Source organism: Streptomyces tibetensis (genome assembly GCF_040647715.1).
GTDB lineage: Bacteria > Actinomycetota > Actinomycetes > Streptomycetales > Streptomycetaceae > Streptomyces > Streptomyces tibetensis_A.
Map to the genome: position 1 here is coordinate 340,458 of NZ_JBEZCR010000004.1, position 14,533 is coordinate 354,990.

Below are 14,533 nucleotides of genomic sequence, written 5' to 3' on the forward strand. Positions count from 1 at the left end.
GGCGCCTGGGCCACGTCTCCGGGCGGCCCGAGATGACCACACGGGCGCAACCCGCCGGACCCCCGCCACCCCCCGAGGCGGCGACGGAGCCGGACCGGGCGGCACTCTCGGCGGGCGCCCGGCAGGAGCGGCGGCTCGGCTGGCTGCTCTGCGCGCCCGCCGTCGTCGTCATGCTCGCCGTGACCGCCTACCCCATCGGGTACGCCGTCTATCTGTCCCTTCAGCGGTACGACCTGCGCTTTCCCGGACGGGCGGAGTTCGTCGGCTTCAGCAACTACGGGGCGGTGCTGTCCTCCCCGTTCTGGTGGGACGCCTTCTGGGTCACCTTCTTCATCACCGCCGTGTCCGTGACGATCGAACTGGTCCTCGGCATGGGGCTCGCCCTGGTCATGCACCGTACGATCTTCTGGCGCGGCGTCGTCCGCACCTCCGTCCTCATCCCCTACGGGATCGTCACCGTGGTCGCCGCATTCTCCTGGCAGTACGCCTGGACCCCCGACCTCGGATACCTCGCCGAGTTGCTGCCCAGCGGAGAGGCCCCACTGACCGAGCAGTGGCCCGCCCTCTGGCTGATCGTCCTCGCCGAGGTGTGGAAGACGACGCCGTTCATGGCCCTGCTGCTGCTCGCGGGTCTCGCGCTGGTCCCCGAGGAGACGTTGAAGGCGGCCATGGTGGACGGTGCCACCTCCTGGCAGCGTTTCATCAAGATCATGCTGCCGCTGATGAAACCGGCCGTCCTGGTGGCGCTGCTCTTCCGCACGCTGGACGCGTTCCGGATCTTCGACAACATCTACATCCTGACCGCGGGCGCCCAGGGGACGGGCTCCCTGTCGATCCTCGGGTACGACAACCTGTTCACCGCGCTGAACCTGGGCATCGGGTCGGCGATCTCGGTCCTGATCTTCATCTGCGTCGGGATCATCGCCTTCGCCTTCGTCAAACTGTTCGGCGCCGCAGCACCCGGCGCGGAGGTGAAGCGCTGATGGCCGCTGCGGGAAGGACACATGCCGTCCGATGGGGCGTCCTGAACGTGGTGGTGGTGCTGTACGCCCTGTTCCCGGTCTGGTGGATCGCCGCTCTGTCGTTCAAGGACCCCGGGACCCTGACGGACGGCGACTACCTCCCCAGGGACTGGACCTGGGAGAACTACCGGGGCATCTTCGCGACCTCCGAATTCACCCGTGCGCTGATCAACTCGATCGGTATCGCCCTGATCGCCACCGTGATCGCGGTGGTGCTGGGCACCATGGCCGCCTACGCGGTGGCCCGGCTGCGGTTCCCCGGCAAGCGGGTCCTCATCGGCATGTCACTGCTGATCGCCATGTTCCCGCCGATCTCCCTGGTGTCGCCGCTGTTCAACATCGAGCGGATCATCGGGATCTTCGACACCTGGTTGGGGCTGATCATCCCGTACATGACCTTCTCCCTGCCGCTGGCGATCTACACCCTGTCGGCGTTCTTCCGGGAGATCCCCTGGGATCTGGAGAAGGCCGCCAAGGTCGACGGCGCGACGCCCGCGCAGGCGTTCCGGTTGGTCATCGCGCCGCTGGCGGCGCCGGGCGTGTTCACCACGGCCATCCTCGTGTTCATCTTCTGCTGGAACGACTTCCTGTTCGCGATCTCGCTGACGTCCACCGAGTCCGCGCGCACTGTGCCGGCCGCGATCGCGTTCTTCACCGGGAGCTCCCAGTTCCAACAGCCCACGGGGTCGATCGCCGCCGCCGCTGTGGTCATCACCATCCCGATCATCGTTTTCGTCCTGCTCTTCCAGCGGCGCATCGTCGCCGGACTGACCTCCGGGGCCGTCAAGGGCTGAACGGGCAAGGCAAGGAGGCACCATCCATGGCCGAGATCATCCTCGAGAGAGTCACCAAGCGCTTTCCTGACGGGGCCCTCGCCGTGAAGGACGTGGACCTCGAGATCGCCGACGGCGAGTTCGTGATCCTGGTCGGTCCGTCGGGATGCGGCAAGTCCACCACCCTCAACATGATCGCCGGACTCGAGGACATCACGGAGGGCACCCTGCGCATCGGAGACCGCGTCGTCAACGACCTGGCTCCCAAGGAACGCGACGTCGCCATGGTGTTCCAGAGCTACGCCCTGTACCCGCACATGAGCGTCCGGGACAACATGGGCTTCCCGCTGCGCCTGGCCAAGGTGGACAAGGACACCATCGACGCCAAGGTGACGCGCGCCGCCCGGATCCTCGACCTCACCGAGCACCTCGACCGCAAGCCCGCCAACCTCTCGGGCGGCCAGCGCCAGCGGGTGGCCATGGGGCGGGCCATCGTCCGTGATCCCAAGGCGTTCCTGATGGACGAGCCGCTGTCCAACCTCGACGCCAAACTCCGGGTACAGATGCGCACCCAGATCTCCCGGCTGCAGCGGAGCCTCGGCACGACCACCGTGTACGTCACCCACGACCAGACCGAGGCGATGACGCTGGGCGACCGCGTCGTCGTCATGAGACAGGGGCTCGTCCAGCAGATCGGCACCCCTGCCGAGCTGTACGACCTCCCGCGCAACCTCTTCGTCGCAGGCTTCATCGGCTCCCCGGCGATGAACTTCCTGAACGCCACCCTGGAGGGCGGTGCCCTGCGCTCGTCGCTGGGCGACCTGCCCCTCGACGACCGTACGAGGCAGTCGCTGGAACGCCAGAACGCGCCGCGTGAGGTCATCGTCGGGCTGCGGCCGGAGGCATTCGAGGACGTGGCGCTGTCGCACGACCGGGACCGGGCGCGCCCGGTCTTCACCGTCACCGTGGAGGTACTGGAGTCGCTGGGCTCCGACGCGTATGTGTACTTCGGCGCGGAGGGCGGACCCGCGACGAGCACCGAACTGGAGGAACTCGCCAAGGACTCGGGCCTGCGCGACACCGGCGCCGACACCCGTCAGCTCGTGGCCCGCCTGGACGCCGCCACGCATGCCCGCGAGGGCGAACCCGTGGAGCTGCAGGTCGACATGGCCAAGGCTCACGTGTTCGACCCGGCGACCGGAGCGAACCTCACGCATCCGGTGAGGGCGGACTGACCTCGCGCACGCACCCCTGACCTCGGGAGTACGCCAGGCGGCCGGCCCGGGTCCCCTCGGGCACCCGGCCCGAGGAGGAGAACCTGGCCGCGGCGGACCTGGAGCCGAGCCCCGGGCAGCGCGCCCGACTGGACGCGGTGCACCGACACCGTGGACCGTGGAGGGGAACGGCATCCGGACCTCCGGAAGGAGCACCGGCCATGACCACCCACCCGGCCCACCCCGCCGCCCGCTCGATCAGGACCACCCCCGAAGGCCTCGTGTGGGAGCCCAGCGAGCGCTGGGTGCGCGGCCGCAAGGGCGACGTCACCGTCGTCGACAGCCGGCACCCGGTGCTGGTCTGGGAGCCCCACCTGCCCGTGCCGCAGTACGCCTTCCCGAAGGAGGACGTCCGCACCGACCTGCTCCGCCCGGCCGCGAGCCCGCCCACGGGCGCCCACACCGGCTCCCGGGTCTTCTACGACCTCGAGTCCGACGGCGAGGTGCGCGAGAACGCGGCCTGGACGTTCCCCGCCGACGACCTGGCCGGCCACATCGCCTTCGAGTGGTTCCTGCGCACCGACACGGGCCTCGACCACTGGTACGAGGAGGACGAGGAGATCTTCGTCCACCCCCGTGACCCGCACAAACGCGTCGACGCGCTGCCGAGCAGCCGACACGTGCAGGTCGAGATCGACGGGCAGGTCGTCGCCGACAGCCACGCTCCCGTCCTGCTCTTCGAGACGTCCCTGCCCACCCGGTACTACCTCCCCCGCGAGGACGTCCGCCTCGACCTGTTCGACACCACCGACCACCACACCGGATGCCCCTACAAGGGCACCGCCTCCTACTGGTCCTGGAGCGGCGAGGCCGACGTGCCGCCGAACCTCGTGTGGACCTATCCCGAGCCGTTGCCCGCCGTGGCCGCGATCCGGGGGCGCGTCGCCTTCTTCAACGAGGTCGTCGACATCACTGTGGACGGAGAACGCCTGGAGCGGCCGGACACGCCGTTCAGCCGGATGCTGCGCAGGGGGCGCCGCTCGTGAACCTGTCGAGCGGGGCGTCCGGACCGGCCGCGAGGCCCTGCGGGCCGCCCCGCACCCGGCTCCGGGGCGGAATCAGGGCCGCACCAGCAACTGGAAGTCGAACGAGTAGTGCGAGGCCCGGTAGATGTGCGTTCCGTACTCGACCGGGCGTCCGCTGTCGTCGTACGCCGTGCGCCGCATCGTGAGCAGCGCCGCCCCCTCCCTCTCGTCCAGGCGGGCCGCCTCGTCCGCCGTGGCCGCGCGGGCGCCGACGGTCTGGCGGGCGCTGTGCAGGGTGATGCCCGCCGAGCGCATCACGCGGTACAGGCCGGTCGACTCCAGGCGGGCGCTGTCGAGGTCCAGCAGGGACGCCGGAAGGTAGTTGCGCAGCAGCGCCACCGGCCGGCCGTGGGTGCGGCGCAGCCGGTCCAGGACGGTCACCTCGCCGCCCTCCGGCACGCCGAGCGCGGCGGCCACGTCGCAGGCGGCCGGGATGGTCTCGTTGCGCACGACCTCGGTGGTCGGCCCCTGCCCGGCCGCCTCCAGGTCGTCGTAGAGGCTGCTCAGTTCCAGCGGGCGTTTGACCTGGCTGTGCACCACCTGCGTACCCACGCCGCGCCGCCGGACCAGCAGCCCCTTGTCGACGAGGGACTGGATGGCCTGGCGGACGGTGGGGCGGGACAGGCCGAGGCGGACCGACAGGTCCACCTCGTTGCCCAGGAGGTTCCCCGGGGCGAGGACCCTGTGCTCGATCGCCGCCTCCAGCTGCTGCGCGAGCTGGTGGTAGAGCGGTACCGGGCTGCTCCGGTCCAGGGCGAAGTCCAGTGCGCCGAGCGCCGGGGCGGCCGTGGTGCGGGCCCGGTCACCGGACTTCGCCATGGATGAACCCCCTTACGGGTGTCAGGAGTTGCTCGGGAAGCCGAGGTTGATGCCGCCGTCGGACGGGTCGGGCCAGCGGGTGGTGATGACCTTGCCCTGGGTGTAGAAGGCGATGCCGTCGTTGCCGTAGATGTGCAGGTCGCCGAAGAGGGAGTCCTTCCAGCCGCCGAAGGAGTGGTAGCCGACGGGGACCGGGATCGGCACGTTGACGCCGACCATGCCCGCCTTGACCTCCAGTTGGAAGCGGCGGGCCGCGCCGCCGTCCCGGGTGAAGATCGCCGTGCCGTTGCCCCAGCGCGAGGAGTTGATCAGCTGGATGGCCTCTTCGTAGGTCTCCGCACGGACGACCGCGAGCACCGGGCCGAAGATCTCGTCCCTGTACGCGTCCGCCGTCAGCGGCACCCGGTCCAGCAGGGAGACGCCGAGGAAGAAGCCGTCCTCGTGGCCCTCCACCGTGAAGCCGGTGCCGTCGACGACGACCTCGGCGCCCTGCTCGGCGGCCGAGGAGACGTAGGACGCCACCTTGTCGCGGTGCTCGCGGGTGATCAGCGGACCCATCTCCGAGGCCGGGTCGTCACCGGGGCCGATCCTCAGCTTCTTCGCCCGCTCGGCGATCTTGCCGACCAGCTCGTCGCCGATGTCGCCCACGGCCACGACCACCGACACGGCCATGCAGCGCTCGCCCGCCGAGCCGTACGCGGCGTTGATCGCCTGGTCCGCGGCCAGCTCCAGATCGGCGTCGGGCAGCACCAGCATGTGGTTCTTGGCGCCGCCGAGCGCCTGCACCCGCTTGCCGTGCTCGACTGCCTTCATCTGGATGTACTTGGCGATCGGCGTCGAGCCGACGAAGGACACCGCCTCGATGTCCGGGTGCTCCAGGAGGCGGTCCACGGCCGTCTTGTCGCCCTGCACGATGTTCAGGACGCCCTCCGGCAGGCCCGCCTCGGTGGCCAGCTCCGCCAGGCGCAGGGAGGCCGACGGGTCCTTCTCCGACGGCTTCAGCACGAAGGTGTTGCCGCAGGCGATCGCCAGCGGGAACATCCACATCGGCACCATCGCCGGGAAGTTGAAGGGCGTGATGCCCGCGACCACGCCCAGGGGCTGGCGGATGGAGGCCACGTCCACCCGGGTGGAGACCTGCGTCGACAACTCGCCCTTGAGCTGGACGGAGATGCCGCACGCCAGCTCCACGATCTCCATACCGCGCGCGACCTCGCCGAGCGCGTCGGAGTGCACCTTGCCGTGCTCGGCGGTGATCAGCTCGGCGATCTCGTCGCGGTGCGCGTCCAGCAGCTCGCGGTACTTGAACAGGACGGCCGTGCGCTTGGCCAGGGAGGACTCACCCCAGCTGTCGAAGGCGGCCTTCGCGGAGGCGACCGCGGCGTCGACCTCGTCGACGGACGCGAACGCGACCTGCTTCTCCTGGGCGCCGGTCGCCGGGTTGTAGACGGGGCCGAACCGGCCGGAGGTGCCCTCGACGGGCTTGCCGTCGATCCAGTGGGTGATGGTCTTCATGGTGCGCAAGGGCCTTTCGTGGAGCCTGGGTTCAGGGGGAGTTTCAGAGGTGGTGGCGACGGTCCACCACGTGACGGTCGTAGCGCTCGCGGGCCTCGACGGCGGCCTCCCGGGTGGCGGTCTCGGCCACCGGCACGTCCCACCAGGCCTCGGCCGGGGGAGCGGTGGCCGCCGGGTCGGTCTCGACGTAGACGCACGTCGGCCGGTCGGAGGCACGCGCCGCGGCGAGCGCCTCGCGCAGCTCGCGCACGGTCTTGGCGCGCAGCACGTCCATGCCGAGGCTGGCCGCGTTGGCGGCCAGGTCGACGGGCAGCGGTGCGCCGGTGAAGGTGCCGTCGGCGGCCCGGAAGCGGTAGGCGGTGCCGAACCGCTCACCGCCCGTCTCCTGCGACAGCCCGCCGATGGAGGCGTAGCCGTGATTCTGCAGCAGGACGATGTTGACCGGCAGGCCCTCCTGGACGGCGGTGACGATCTCCGTCGGCATCATCAGGTAGGTGCCGTCACCGACCAGCGCCCACACCGGCGTGCCGGGGGCGGCCTGCTGGACGCCGATGCCGGCCGGGATCTCGTAGCCCATGCAGGAGTAGCCGTACTCCAGGTGGTACTGGCGCGGGCTGCGCGAGCGCCACAGCTTGTGCAGGTCGCCGGGGAGCGAACCGGCCGCGTTGATCACCACGTCGTCGTCGCCGACGGTCGCGTCCAGCGCGCCGAGGACCTGCGTCTGGGTCGGCACCGCGCTGTCGTCGTCGGCCCGGTAGGCGGCCGCGACGACCTCGTCCCAGCGGTCCTTGCCGGCGCGGTACTCGGCCTCGTACGCCTCCGGCACCCGGTGCCCGGCCAGCCCCTCGGCCAGCCTCTCCAGACCCGACCGGGCGTCGCACACCAGCGTCCGCGCGGCCAGCTTGTGCGCGTCGAAACCGGTGATGTTGAGGTTGAGGAACCGCACGTCCGGGTTCTGGAACAGGGTGCCCGAGGCGGTGGTGAAGTCGGTGTAGCGGGTGCCGACACCGATCACGAGGTCGGCGGTACGGGCGAGTGCGTCGCTGACCGCGGTGCCGGTGTGTCCGATGCCGCCGAGGTCGGCGGGGTGGTCGTGGCGCAGCGAGCCCTTGCCGGCCTGGGTGGAGGCGACGGGGATGCCGGTGGCCTCCACGAACGCCTTCAGGGCCTCTTCCGCCCGGCTGTGGTGGACGCCGCCGCCCGCCACGATCAGCGGCCGCTCGGCCGACCGGATCGCCTCGATCGCGGCGCTCAGCTCGACCGGGTCCGGCGCGGGTCGCCGTACGTACCAGACGCGCTCGGCGAAGAACTCCTCCGGCCAGTCGTACGCCTCCGCCTGCACGTCCTGGGGCAGGGCGAGGGTGACGGCACCGGTCTCGGCCGGGTCGGCCAGCACCCGCATCGCCTGGAGCGCCGAGGGGATCAGCGCCTCGGGGCGGGTGATCCGGTCGAAGTACCTCGACACCGGGCGCAGCGTGTCGTTGACCGACACATCGGCCTCGACGGGGTGCTCCAGCTGCTGGAGCAGCGGGTCGGGGGCGTGCGAGGCGAAGTAGTCGCCGGGCAGGAGCAGCACCGGCAGCCGGTTGATCGTCGCCAGGGCCGCGCCGGTGACCAGGTTGGTGGCGCCCGGGCCGATCGAGGTCGTCACCGCCTGCGCGGACAGGCGGTCCAGCTGCCGGGCGTAGCCGACGGCCGCGTGCACCATGGACTGCTCGTTGCGGCCCTGGTGGTAGGGCATCACATCGGCGTACTCGACCAGCGCCTGGCCGATGCCGGCAACGTTGCCGTGGCCGAAGATGCCCCAGGTCCCGGCGATCAGCCGGCGGCGCACGCCGTCCCGCTCGGTGTACTGGGCGGACAGGAACCGCACCAGCGCCTGGGCGGTCGTCAGTCGGCGGGTGGGGGCGCTCATGCGGAGGTCTCCGGGGCGGTGTAGAGGGGGAGCCGGGGATCGACCGGCTGGTCCGGCCAGGTGCCGCGGACCCAGGCGTGGTCGGGGTGGTCGCAGATCAGCCAGGCGCGCTCGTCCTCAGGGCCCGCCATGACGTTCAGGTAGTACATGTGGTGGCCCGGCGTGGCCATCGACGGACCGTGCCAGCCGTCCGGGATGAGGACGACGTCGCCGTCACGGACCTCCGCCAGCACGTCGGTGTCCCGGCCCGGGCCGGACGGGGAGACGCGCTGGTAGCCGAGGCCTGGGGTGCCGTCGTGCCCGGCGAACTCGAAGTAGTAGATCTCCTCCAGCACGGACTCCTCGCCGGGCCGGTGCTCGTCGTGCTTGTGCGGCGGGAACGACGACCAGTTGCCGCCCGGGGTGATCACCTCGACCGCGATGAGCTTGTCGCACTCGAAGACCCCGGCCGCGCCGAAGTTGTTCACCTGCCGGGAGCAGTTCCCGGTGCCCCGCAGCTCCACGGGCACCTCGGAGGCCGGGCCGTAGCGGGCGGGCAGCCGGCGGGTGCAGCGCGCGCCGGTCAGCGCGAACCGGCCGCCCGCGGCGGACGTCACGGTCGCACGGGCGTCACGCGGCACGTACGCGAAGTCGCTGACACCGCTGAACACATCGGCCCGGCCCTGCAGTTCGAAGGTGTCCTGGCCGAAGTCGTCCGCCGCGGCGACCGTGCACCCGCCGCTCAGCGGGACGACGATCCACTCGCTGTCGCCGGTTTCGAAGGAGTGCGCGCCGCCCGGCGGCAGCTCCAGGACGCGCAGGCCGGCGTGGCCCCAGCCGGCCTTCTCGGGAGTGATGTCCACGGTGTAGGGGCCGCCGAGGGCCTTACCCGCGGGGAGGTGATGCGTCATCGTGCGCCTTTCGGATCACAGCGGAGCGACTCAACGGACCGGTTCACAACAGGCCGACGGCGGTGTCCACCGCCTCTTCCACGCTGCCCCCGGCCGGGTAGAGCAGCGACCGTCCGACCACCATGCCCTGGACGGTGGGCAGCCGCAGGGCCTTGCGCCAGCGTTCGTAGGCGCCCTCCTGGTCGTCGCCCACCTCGCCGCCGAGCAGGACGACGGGCAGCGTGGAGGTCTGAAGGACCTCGGCCATGTCGTCCGGGTCGTCGGTGACGGGCAGCTTCAGCCAGGTGTAGGCGGAGGTGCCGCCCAGGCCCGAGGCGATGGCGATCGACTTGGTGACGGCTTCGGCGGACAGGTCGTTGCGGACCCGGCCGTCGGCCCGCCGGGAGATGAACGGCTCGACGAACAGGGGCAGCCGCTGGGCCGCCATGGCGTCGACCGCCCGCGCGGTGGACTCCAGCGTGGTCAGCGAGCCCGGGTCGTCGTAGTCGATGCGGACCAGGAGCTTGCCCGCGTCGAAGCGGAGCCGGGCGATGTCCTCGGCGCGGTGGCCGGTGAAGCGGTCGTCCATCTCGAACGAGGCTCCGGCCAGGCCGCCGCGGTTCATGGAGCCCATGACAACCTTGTCGTCGAGGGCGCCGAGTAGCAGCAGATCCTCCAGGATGTCGGCGGTGGCGAGCACCCCGTCGACGCCGGGCCGCGACAGCGCGGTGCACAGCCGCTGGAGCAGGTCCGCGCGGTTGGCCATGGCCAGGCGCCGGTCGCCGACCCCGAGGGCGCCGCGGGCCGGGTGGTCGGCGGCCACGATCATGAGGCGGCCGCTGTCGCCGATCAGCGGCCGGCGCACCCGGCGGGCCGCCGCTTCGGCGACGGCCTCGGGGTTGCGGGCTCGGACCGTGGTGAGGTCCGGGATGCCGATGTTCAAGGAAGGCTCCGTTTCAGTGGCTCGTGCTCGGCGACGGCATCAGTGGCTCGTGCTCGGCGACGGCATCAGTGGCTCGTGCTCGGCGACGGCACCCCGGCGAGGAGGTCGGCGACCTCGGACTCGGTGGGCATCGCGGAGGAGCAGGCGAGGCGGGAGGCGACGAGGGCGCCGGCGGCGTTGGCGTGGCGCATGGTCCGCTCCAGGTCCCAGCCGGCGAGCAGACCGTGGCAGAGCGAGCCGCCGAAGGCGTCGCCCGCGCCGAGGCCGTTGACCACCTCCACCGGCACCGGCGGTACCTCGGCCCGGGTGCCGTCGCGGTGCACGGCCAGGACGCCCTTGGGGCCCTGCTTGACGACGGCCAGCTGCACGCCCGCCTCCAGCAGCGCGTCCGCGCAGGCCTGCGGCTCACGCACGCCGGTGGCGATCTCGCACTCGTCCAGATTGCCGACCGCGACCGTGGCGTGCCGCAGGGCCTCGCGGTAGTAGGGGCGGGCCTCCTCGGGGTCGCGCCAGAACATGGGGCGCCAGTCGAGGTCGAAGACGGTGGTGCCGGCCTTGTCGCGGGCCTTGAGGGCGGCGAGCGTGGCGGAGCGGCTCGGCTCCTCGCTCAGGCCGGTGCCGGTGATCCAGAAAATACGGGCCCCGCGGATGGCGAAGAAGTCCAGCTCGTCGGTGTGGATCTCCAGGTCCGGCGCCTTGGGGCGGCGGTAGAAGTACAGCGGGAAGTCGTCGGGCGGGAAGATCTCGCAGAACGTGACCGGCGTCGGGTACGCACCGACCGGGGTGACCCAGCGGTCGTCCACGCCGAAGCCCTTCAGCTCCTCGTGCAGATACGTTCCGAAGGGGTCGTCGCCGGTGCGCGTGATCACCGCCGTACGGCGTCCGAGGCGGGCGGCGGCGACCGCCACATTGGCCGCGGAACCTCCCAGGAACTTCCCGAACGTCTCCACTTTCTCCAAGGGGACGCCGGTCTGCAGGGGGTAGAGGTCGACCCCGATGCGGCCCATCGTGATCACATCGAAATACTGGGCTGGCTCGGCCATGCGCGACCTCCTCGGGAAGCTGGGGATGCGGGTCCTGGGGCGCCCTGACACGGTGGGGCGTGGATCCACGGGACCTGCCGCCCACCAGGTGTAGGTCCCGGAGGGCGGCCCTGTCAATAGTTTGTACTTACATTCGGACCTGCTCGTGAAATGATGTCTTAACAAAGTATTGACAGCGAGCGCGGCAGGGACTTGTATCCCGTGGCATCACGACAGTCCGCTTGCGGCATCATGATCCGGACTCCGTAAGGCTCCGGGACCACGGATCCCTTCGTGATCCCTTCCCTTTCCCCCGCAGTAGCACAGTGAGGTGCCAGGAAAGATGGACCGCTCTTCCCACCCCCGCTCTCGCAGGTTCGCGCCCGTCGTCGCCGTGGCCGCGGCAGCGGCCCTGACCCTCGCCGGCTGCTCCAGCAGTTCCGGAGGCAAGAAGTCCGAGGAAGGCGCCGCGAACGCCTCGGCCGGCAAGGCCACCACGCCGCGCATGACCGTCGCCCTCGTCACCCACCAGGCGCCCGGCGACACCTTCTGGGACACCGTCCGCAAGGGCGCCGAGGCCGCGGCCGCCAAGGACAACATCAAGCTCATCTACTCGGCCGACCCGAACGCCGGCAACCAGGCCAACCTGGTCCAGAACGCGATCGACCAGAAGGTCGACGGCATCGCCGTCACCCTCGCCAAGCCCGACGCCCTCAAGGGCGTCATAGGCAAGGCCGAGAAGTCCGGCATACCGGTGGTCGGACTCAACTCCGGCCTGAGCGACTGGAAGAACCTCAACCTGCTGGAGTTCTTCGGCCAGGACGAGTCCGTCGCGGGCGAGGCCTTCGGCAAGAAGCTCAACGAGGTCGGCGCCAAGAAGGTCCTCTGCGTCATGCAGGAGCAGGGCAACGTCGGCCTCACCCAGCGCTGCGACGGCGTCGCGAAGACCTTCGACGGCAAGGTCGACCCGCAGAACGTCAACGGCACCGACATGCCGTCCGTGAAGTCGACCATCACGGCCAAGCTGAAGCAGGACCCGTCCATCGACTACGTCGTCACGCTCGGCGCCCCCTTCGCGCTGACCGCGGTGCAGTCGGTCTCGGACGCCGGCAGCAAGGCGAAGGTCGCCACCTTCGACCTCAACAAGGACCTCATCAAGGCCATCAAGGGCGGCGACATCCAGTTCGCCGTCGACCAGCAGCCGTACCTCCAGGGCTACCTCGCCGTCGACGGACTGTGGCTCTACAAGAACAACGGCAACTACAGCGGCGGCGGTGAGCAGCCCGTGCTGACCGGACCGGCCTTCGTCGACAAGTCCAACGTCGACAAGATCGGGGAGTTCGCCGCGAAGGGCACCCGGTGATGAGCATGACCCAGCAGGCTGAGCCGGCGGTGGACACACCGCCGGCCCCCGGCCCCAAGCAGACCGACGGCCGAACCCGGCAGCGCCCCCTGGCGCTGCGGCTGCTCGCCCGGCCCGAGGTCGGCGTGTTCCTCGGTGCCGTGGCCGTGCTCGTGTTCTTCCTGTTCGCGGCACCGCCGGTGCGCGACGGCAGCTCGATGGCCAACATCCTCTACCAGTCGTCCACCATCGGGATCATGGCGCTGCCCGTGGCCCTGCTGATGATCGGCGGCGAGTTCGACCTGTCGGCCGGTGTCGCCGTGGTCACCTCGGCGCTGACCGCGTCCATGCTCAGCTACCAGCTGACCCTGAACGTCTGGGTCGGCGTGATCGTCGCCCTGCTCGTGTCGCTCGCGATCGGCGCCTTCAACGGCTGGCTGCTGGTCAAGACCGGCCTGCCGAGCTTCCTGGTCACCCTCGGCACGTTCCTGATCCTCCAGGGCGTCAACCTCGCGGTGACCAAGCTGGTCACCGGCAACGTCGCCACCGACGACATCAGCGACATGGACGGCTTCGCCCAGGCGCAGAAGCTCTTCGCCTCGACGTTCGAGGTCGGCGGGGTCAACGTCAAGATCACCGTGGTGTGGTGGCTGGTCTTCGCGGCCCTGGCCACCTGGGTGCTGCTGCGCACCAAGTACGGCAACTGGATCTTCGCCGTCGGCGGCAACAAGCACTCCGCCCGGGCCGTCGGCGTCCCCGTGACCTTCACCAAGATCTCGCTGTTCATGCTGGTCGGCTTCGGCGCCTGGTTCGTCGGCATGCACCAGCTGTTCTCCTTCAACACCGTGCAGTCCGGCGAGGGCGTGGGCCAGGAGCTCATCTACATCGCCGCTGCCGTCATCGGCGGCTGCCTGCTGACCGGTGGCTACGGCTCCGCGATCGGCACGGTCTTCGGCGCCTTCATGTTCGGCATGGTGCAGCAGGGCATCGTCTACGCCGGCTGGAACCCCGACTGGTTCAAGGCATTCCTCGGCGTGATGCTCCTCGGAGCCGTCCTCATCAATCTGTGGGTCCAGCGCACGGCGACCCGGAGGTGACCGCGATGACCAGCAAAGAAACGGGCACCCACGGTGCCGTCCTGAAGGACACCCCGCCCGCCGACGAGCGTCCCCTCGTCGCGCTGCGCGGCGCCGGCAAGTCCTACGGCAACGTCCGCGCCCTGCACGGCGTGAGCCTCGAAGTCCACCCCGGCAAGGTGACCTGCGTCCTCGGCGACAACGGCGCCGGCAAGTCCACCCTCATCAAAATCATCTCGGGGCTGCACCAGCACACCGAGGGCGAGTTCCTCGTCGACGGCGAACCGGTGCGCTTCTCCACCCCGCGCGAGGCCCTCGACAAGGGCATCGCCACGGTCTACCAGGACCTCGCGGTCGTCCCGCTGATGCCGGTGTGGCGCAACTTCTTCCTCGGCTCCGAGATGACCAAGGGCCCCTGGCCGCTGCGCCGTCTCGACATCGAGCGGATGAAGAAGACCGCGGACGAAGAGCTGCGCAACATGGGCATCGTCCTGGACGACCTGGAACAGCCCATCGGCACGCTCTCCGGCGGCCAGCGCCAGTGCGTCGCCATCGCCCGCGCCGTCTACTTCGGCGCTCGCGTCCTCATCCTGGACGAGCCGACTGCCGCCCTCGGCGTCAAGCAGTCCGGTGTGGTGCTGAAGTACATCGCCGCCGCCCGCGAGAAGGGCCTCGGCGTCATCTTCATCACCCACAACCCGCACCACGCCTACATGGTCGGCGACCACTTCAGCGTGCTGCGCCTCGGGACCCTGGAACTGTCCGCCTCCCGCAGCGACGTCTCCCTCGAGGAACTGACCAACCACATGGCCGGCGGCGCCGAACTGGCCTCCCTCAAGCATGAGTTGTCGCAGGTCCACGGCGTCGACGTCGAAGAGCTCCCCGAAGAGGGAGACCTCACCGCGCCCGTAGCCACCTCTTCGGAAGGAAAGTCCTGA

At 70.3% G+C, this 14,533-nt stretch carries 13 protein-coding genes; 7 read left to right on the top strand and 6 right to left on the bottom strand.

Translation table 11 applies throughout. The annotated features are described in order from the left end of the window. Positions 1–32: 32 nt before the first annotated feature. The 4 genes from AB0B29_RS13195 to AB0B29_RS13210 all read left to right on the top strand — a co-directional run bounded on the left by AB0B29_RS13195 (position 33) and on the right by AB0B29_RS13210 (position 4,055). Positions 33–983 (top strand): carbohydrate ABC transporter permease, encoded by a 951-nt coding sequence (locus AB0B29_RS13195; RefSeq protein WP_362237982.1) that lies wholly within the window; start codon positions 33–35, stop codon positions 981–983. After that, positions 983–1,816 carry a carbohydrate ABC transporter permease gene (locus AB0B29_RS13200; protein WP_362237985.1) on the top strand — a complete coding sequence of 278 codons (834 nt, stop codon included), beginning with the start codon at positions 983–985 and terminating at the stop codon, positions 1,814–1,816. Before AB0B29_RS13195 ends, AB0B29_RS13200 begins: the two co-directional genes overlap by 1 nt. Before the next feature lie 26 nt (positions 1,817–1,842). Further along, positions 1,843–3,030, top strand: a complete 1,188-nt coding sequence (locus AB0B29_RS13205; protein ID WP_362237988.1) for an ABC transporter ATP-binding protein — start codon at positions 1,843–1,845, stop codon at positions 3,028–3,030. Between the two features lie 200 nt (positions 3,031–3,230). Continuing rightward, positions 3,231–4,055, top strand: a complete 825-nt coding sequence (locus AB0B29_RS13210) for a DUF427 domain-containing protein (RefSeq protein ID WP_362237991.1) — start codon at positions 3,231–3,233, stop codon at positions 4,053–4,055. Positions 4,056–4,127: 72 nt separating this feature from the next. On the opposite strand, the gene AB0B29_RS13215 is transcribed toward AB0B29_RS13210, so the two are convergent. The 6 genes from AB0B29_RS13215 to iolC form a co-directional block, all read right to left on the bottom strand. Then, complete coding sequence (locus AB0B29_RS13215) at positions 4,128–4,913, bottom strand: GntR family transcriptional regulator (protein WP_362237994.1); 786 nt, start codon at positions 4,911–4,913, stop codon at positions 4,128–4,130. A gap of 21 nt (positions 4,914–4,934) precedes the next feature. Next, complete coding sequence (locus AB0B29_RS13220; protein ID WP_362238696.1) at positions 4,935–6,428, bottom strand: CoA-acylating methylmalonate-semialdehyde dehydrogenase; 1,494 nt, start codon at positions 6,426–6,428, stop codon at positions 4,935–4,937. Between the two features lie 43 nt (positions 6,429–6,471). Then, the gene (gene iolD, locus AB0B29_RS13225) at positions 6,472–8,343 is read right to left on the bottom strand and encodes a 3D-(3,5/4)-trihydroxycyclohexane-1,2-dione acylhydrolase (decyclizing) (RefSeq protein ID WP_362237997.1); all 1,872 of its coding nucleotides are present in this window, start codon (positions 8,341–8,343) and stop codon (positions 6,472–6,474) included. Beyond that, entirely contained in the window at positions 8,340–9,233 is an 894-nt protein-coding gene (gene iolB / locus AB0B29_RS13230) for a 5-deoxy-glucuronate isomerase (RefSeq protein ID WP_362238000.1), read from the bottom strand. Before iolB ends, iolD begins: the two co-directional genes overlap by 4 nt. A gap of 43 nt (positions 9,234–9,276) precedes the next feature. Continuing rightward, on the bottom strand, positions 9,277–10,155 hold the full coding sequence (locus AB0B29_RS13235) for a Cgl0159 family (beta/alpha)8-fold protein (RefSeq protein WP_362238002.1): 879 nt from the start codon (positions 10,153–10,155) through the stop codon (positions 9,277–9,279). Positions 10,156–10,220: 65 nt separating this feature from the next. Next, entirely contained in the window at positions 10,221–11,198 is a 978-nt protein-coding gene (gene iolC, locus AB0B29_RS13240; protein WP_362238005.1) for a 5-dehydro-2-deoxygluconokinase, read from the bottom strand. A gap of 322 nt (positions 11,199–11,520) precedes the next feature. On the opposite strand from iolC, the gene AB0B29_RS13245 reads away from it, so the two are divergent. The 3 genes from AB0B29_RS13245 to AB0B29_RS13255 are packed head-to-tail and all read left to right on the top strand — an operon-like array spanning position 11,521 to position 14,533. Next, a complete protein-coding gene (locus AB0B29_RS13245; RefSeq protein WP_362238007.1) occupies positions 11,521–12,540 on the top strand; it encodes a sugar ABC transporter substrate-binding protein in 1,020 nt (339 codons plus the stop codon). Then, positions 12,540–13,616, top strand: coding sequence for an ABC transporter permease (locus AB0B29_RS13250; protein ID WP_362238010.1), 1,077 nt, complete (start codon positions 12,540–12,542; stop codon positions 13,614–13,616). Before AB0B29_RS13245 ends, AB0B29_RS13250 begins: the two co-directional genes overlap by 1 nt. A 5-nt stretch (positions 13,617–13,621) precedes the next feature. Further along, the gene (locus AB0B29_RS13255; protein ID WP_362238013.1) at positions 13,622–14,533 is read left to right on the top strand and encodes an ATP-binding cassette domain-containing protein; all 912 of its coding nucleotides are present in this window, start codon (positions 13,622–13,624) and stop codon (positions 14,531–14,533) included.

What these genes read in the sequence shown, in the direction of transcription:
- AB0B29_RS13195 (WP_362237982.1), top strand. Translation starts at nt 33, where the DNA reads ATGACCACACGGGCGCAACCCGCCGGACCCCCGCCACCCCCCGAGGCG.
- AB0B29_RS13200 (WP_362237985.1), top strand. Translation starts at nt 983, where the DNA reads ATGGCCGCTGCGGGAAGGACACATGCCGTCCGATGGGGCGTCCTGAAC.
- AB0B29_RS13205 (WP_362237988.1), top strand. Translation starts at nt 1,843, where the DNA reads ATGGCCGAGATCATCCTCGAGAGAGTCACCAAGCGCTTTCCTGACGGG.
- AB0B29_RS13210 (WP_362237991.1), top strand. Translation starts at nt 3,231, where the DNA reads ATGACCACCCACCCGGCCCACCCCGCCGCCCGCTCGATCAGGACCACC.
- AB0B29_RS13215 (WP_362237994.1), bottom strand. Translation starts at nt 4,913, where the DNA reads ATGGCGAAGTCCGGTGACCGGGCCCGCACCACGGCCGCCCCGGCGCTC.
- AB0B29_RS13220 (WP_362238696.1), bottom strand. Translation starts at nt 6,428, where the DNA reads ATGAAGACCATCACCCACTGGATCGACGGCAAGCCCGTCGAGGGCACC.
- iolD (WP_362237997.1), bottom strand. Translation starts at nt 8,343, where the DNA reads ATGAGCGCCCCCACCCGCCGACTGACGACCGCCCAGGCGCTGGTGCGG.
- iolB (WP_362238000.1), bottom strand. Translation starts at nt 9,233, where the DNA reads ATGACGCATCACCTCCCCGCGGGTAAGGCCCTCGGCGGCCCCTACACC.
- iolC (WP_362238005.1), bottom strand. Translation starts at nt 11,198, where the DNA reads ATGGCCGAGCCAGCCCAGTATTTCGATGTGATCACGATGGGCCGCATC.
- AB0B29_RS13245 (WP_362238007.1), top strand. Translation starts at nt 11,521, where the DNA reads ATGGACCGCTCTTCCCACCCCCGCTCTCGCAGGTTCGCGCCCGTCGTC.
- AB0B29_RS13250 (WP_362238010.1), top strand. Translation starts at nt 12,540, where the DNA reads ATGAGCATGACCCAGCAGGCTGAGCCGGCGGTGGACACACCGCCGGCC.
- AB0B29_RS13255 (WP_362238013.1), top strand. Translation starts at nt 13,622, where the DNA reads ATGACCAGCAAAGAAACGGGCACCCACGGTGCCGTCCTGAAGGACACC.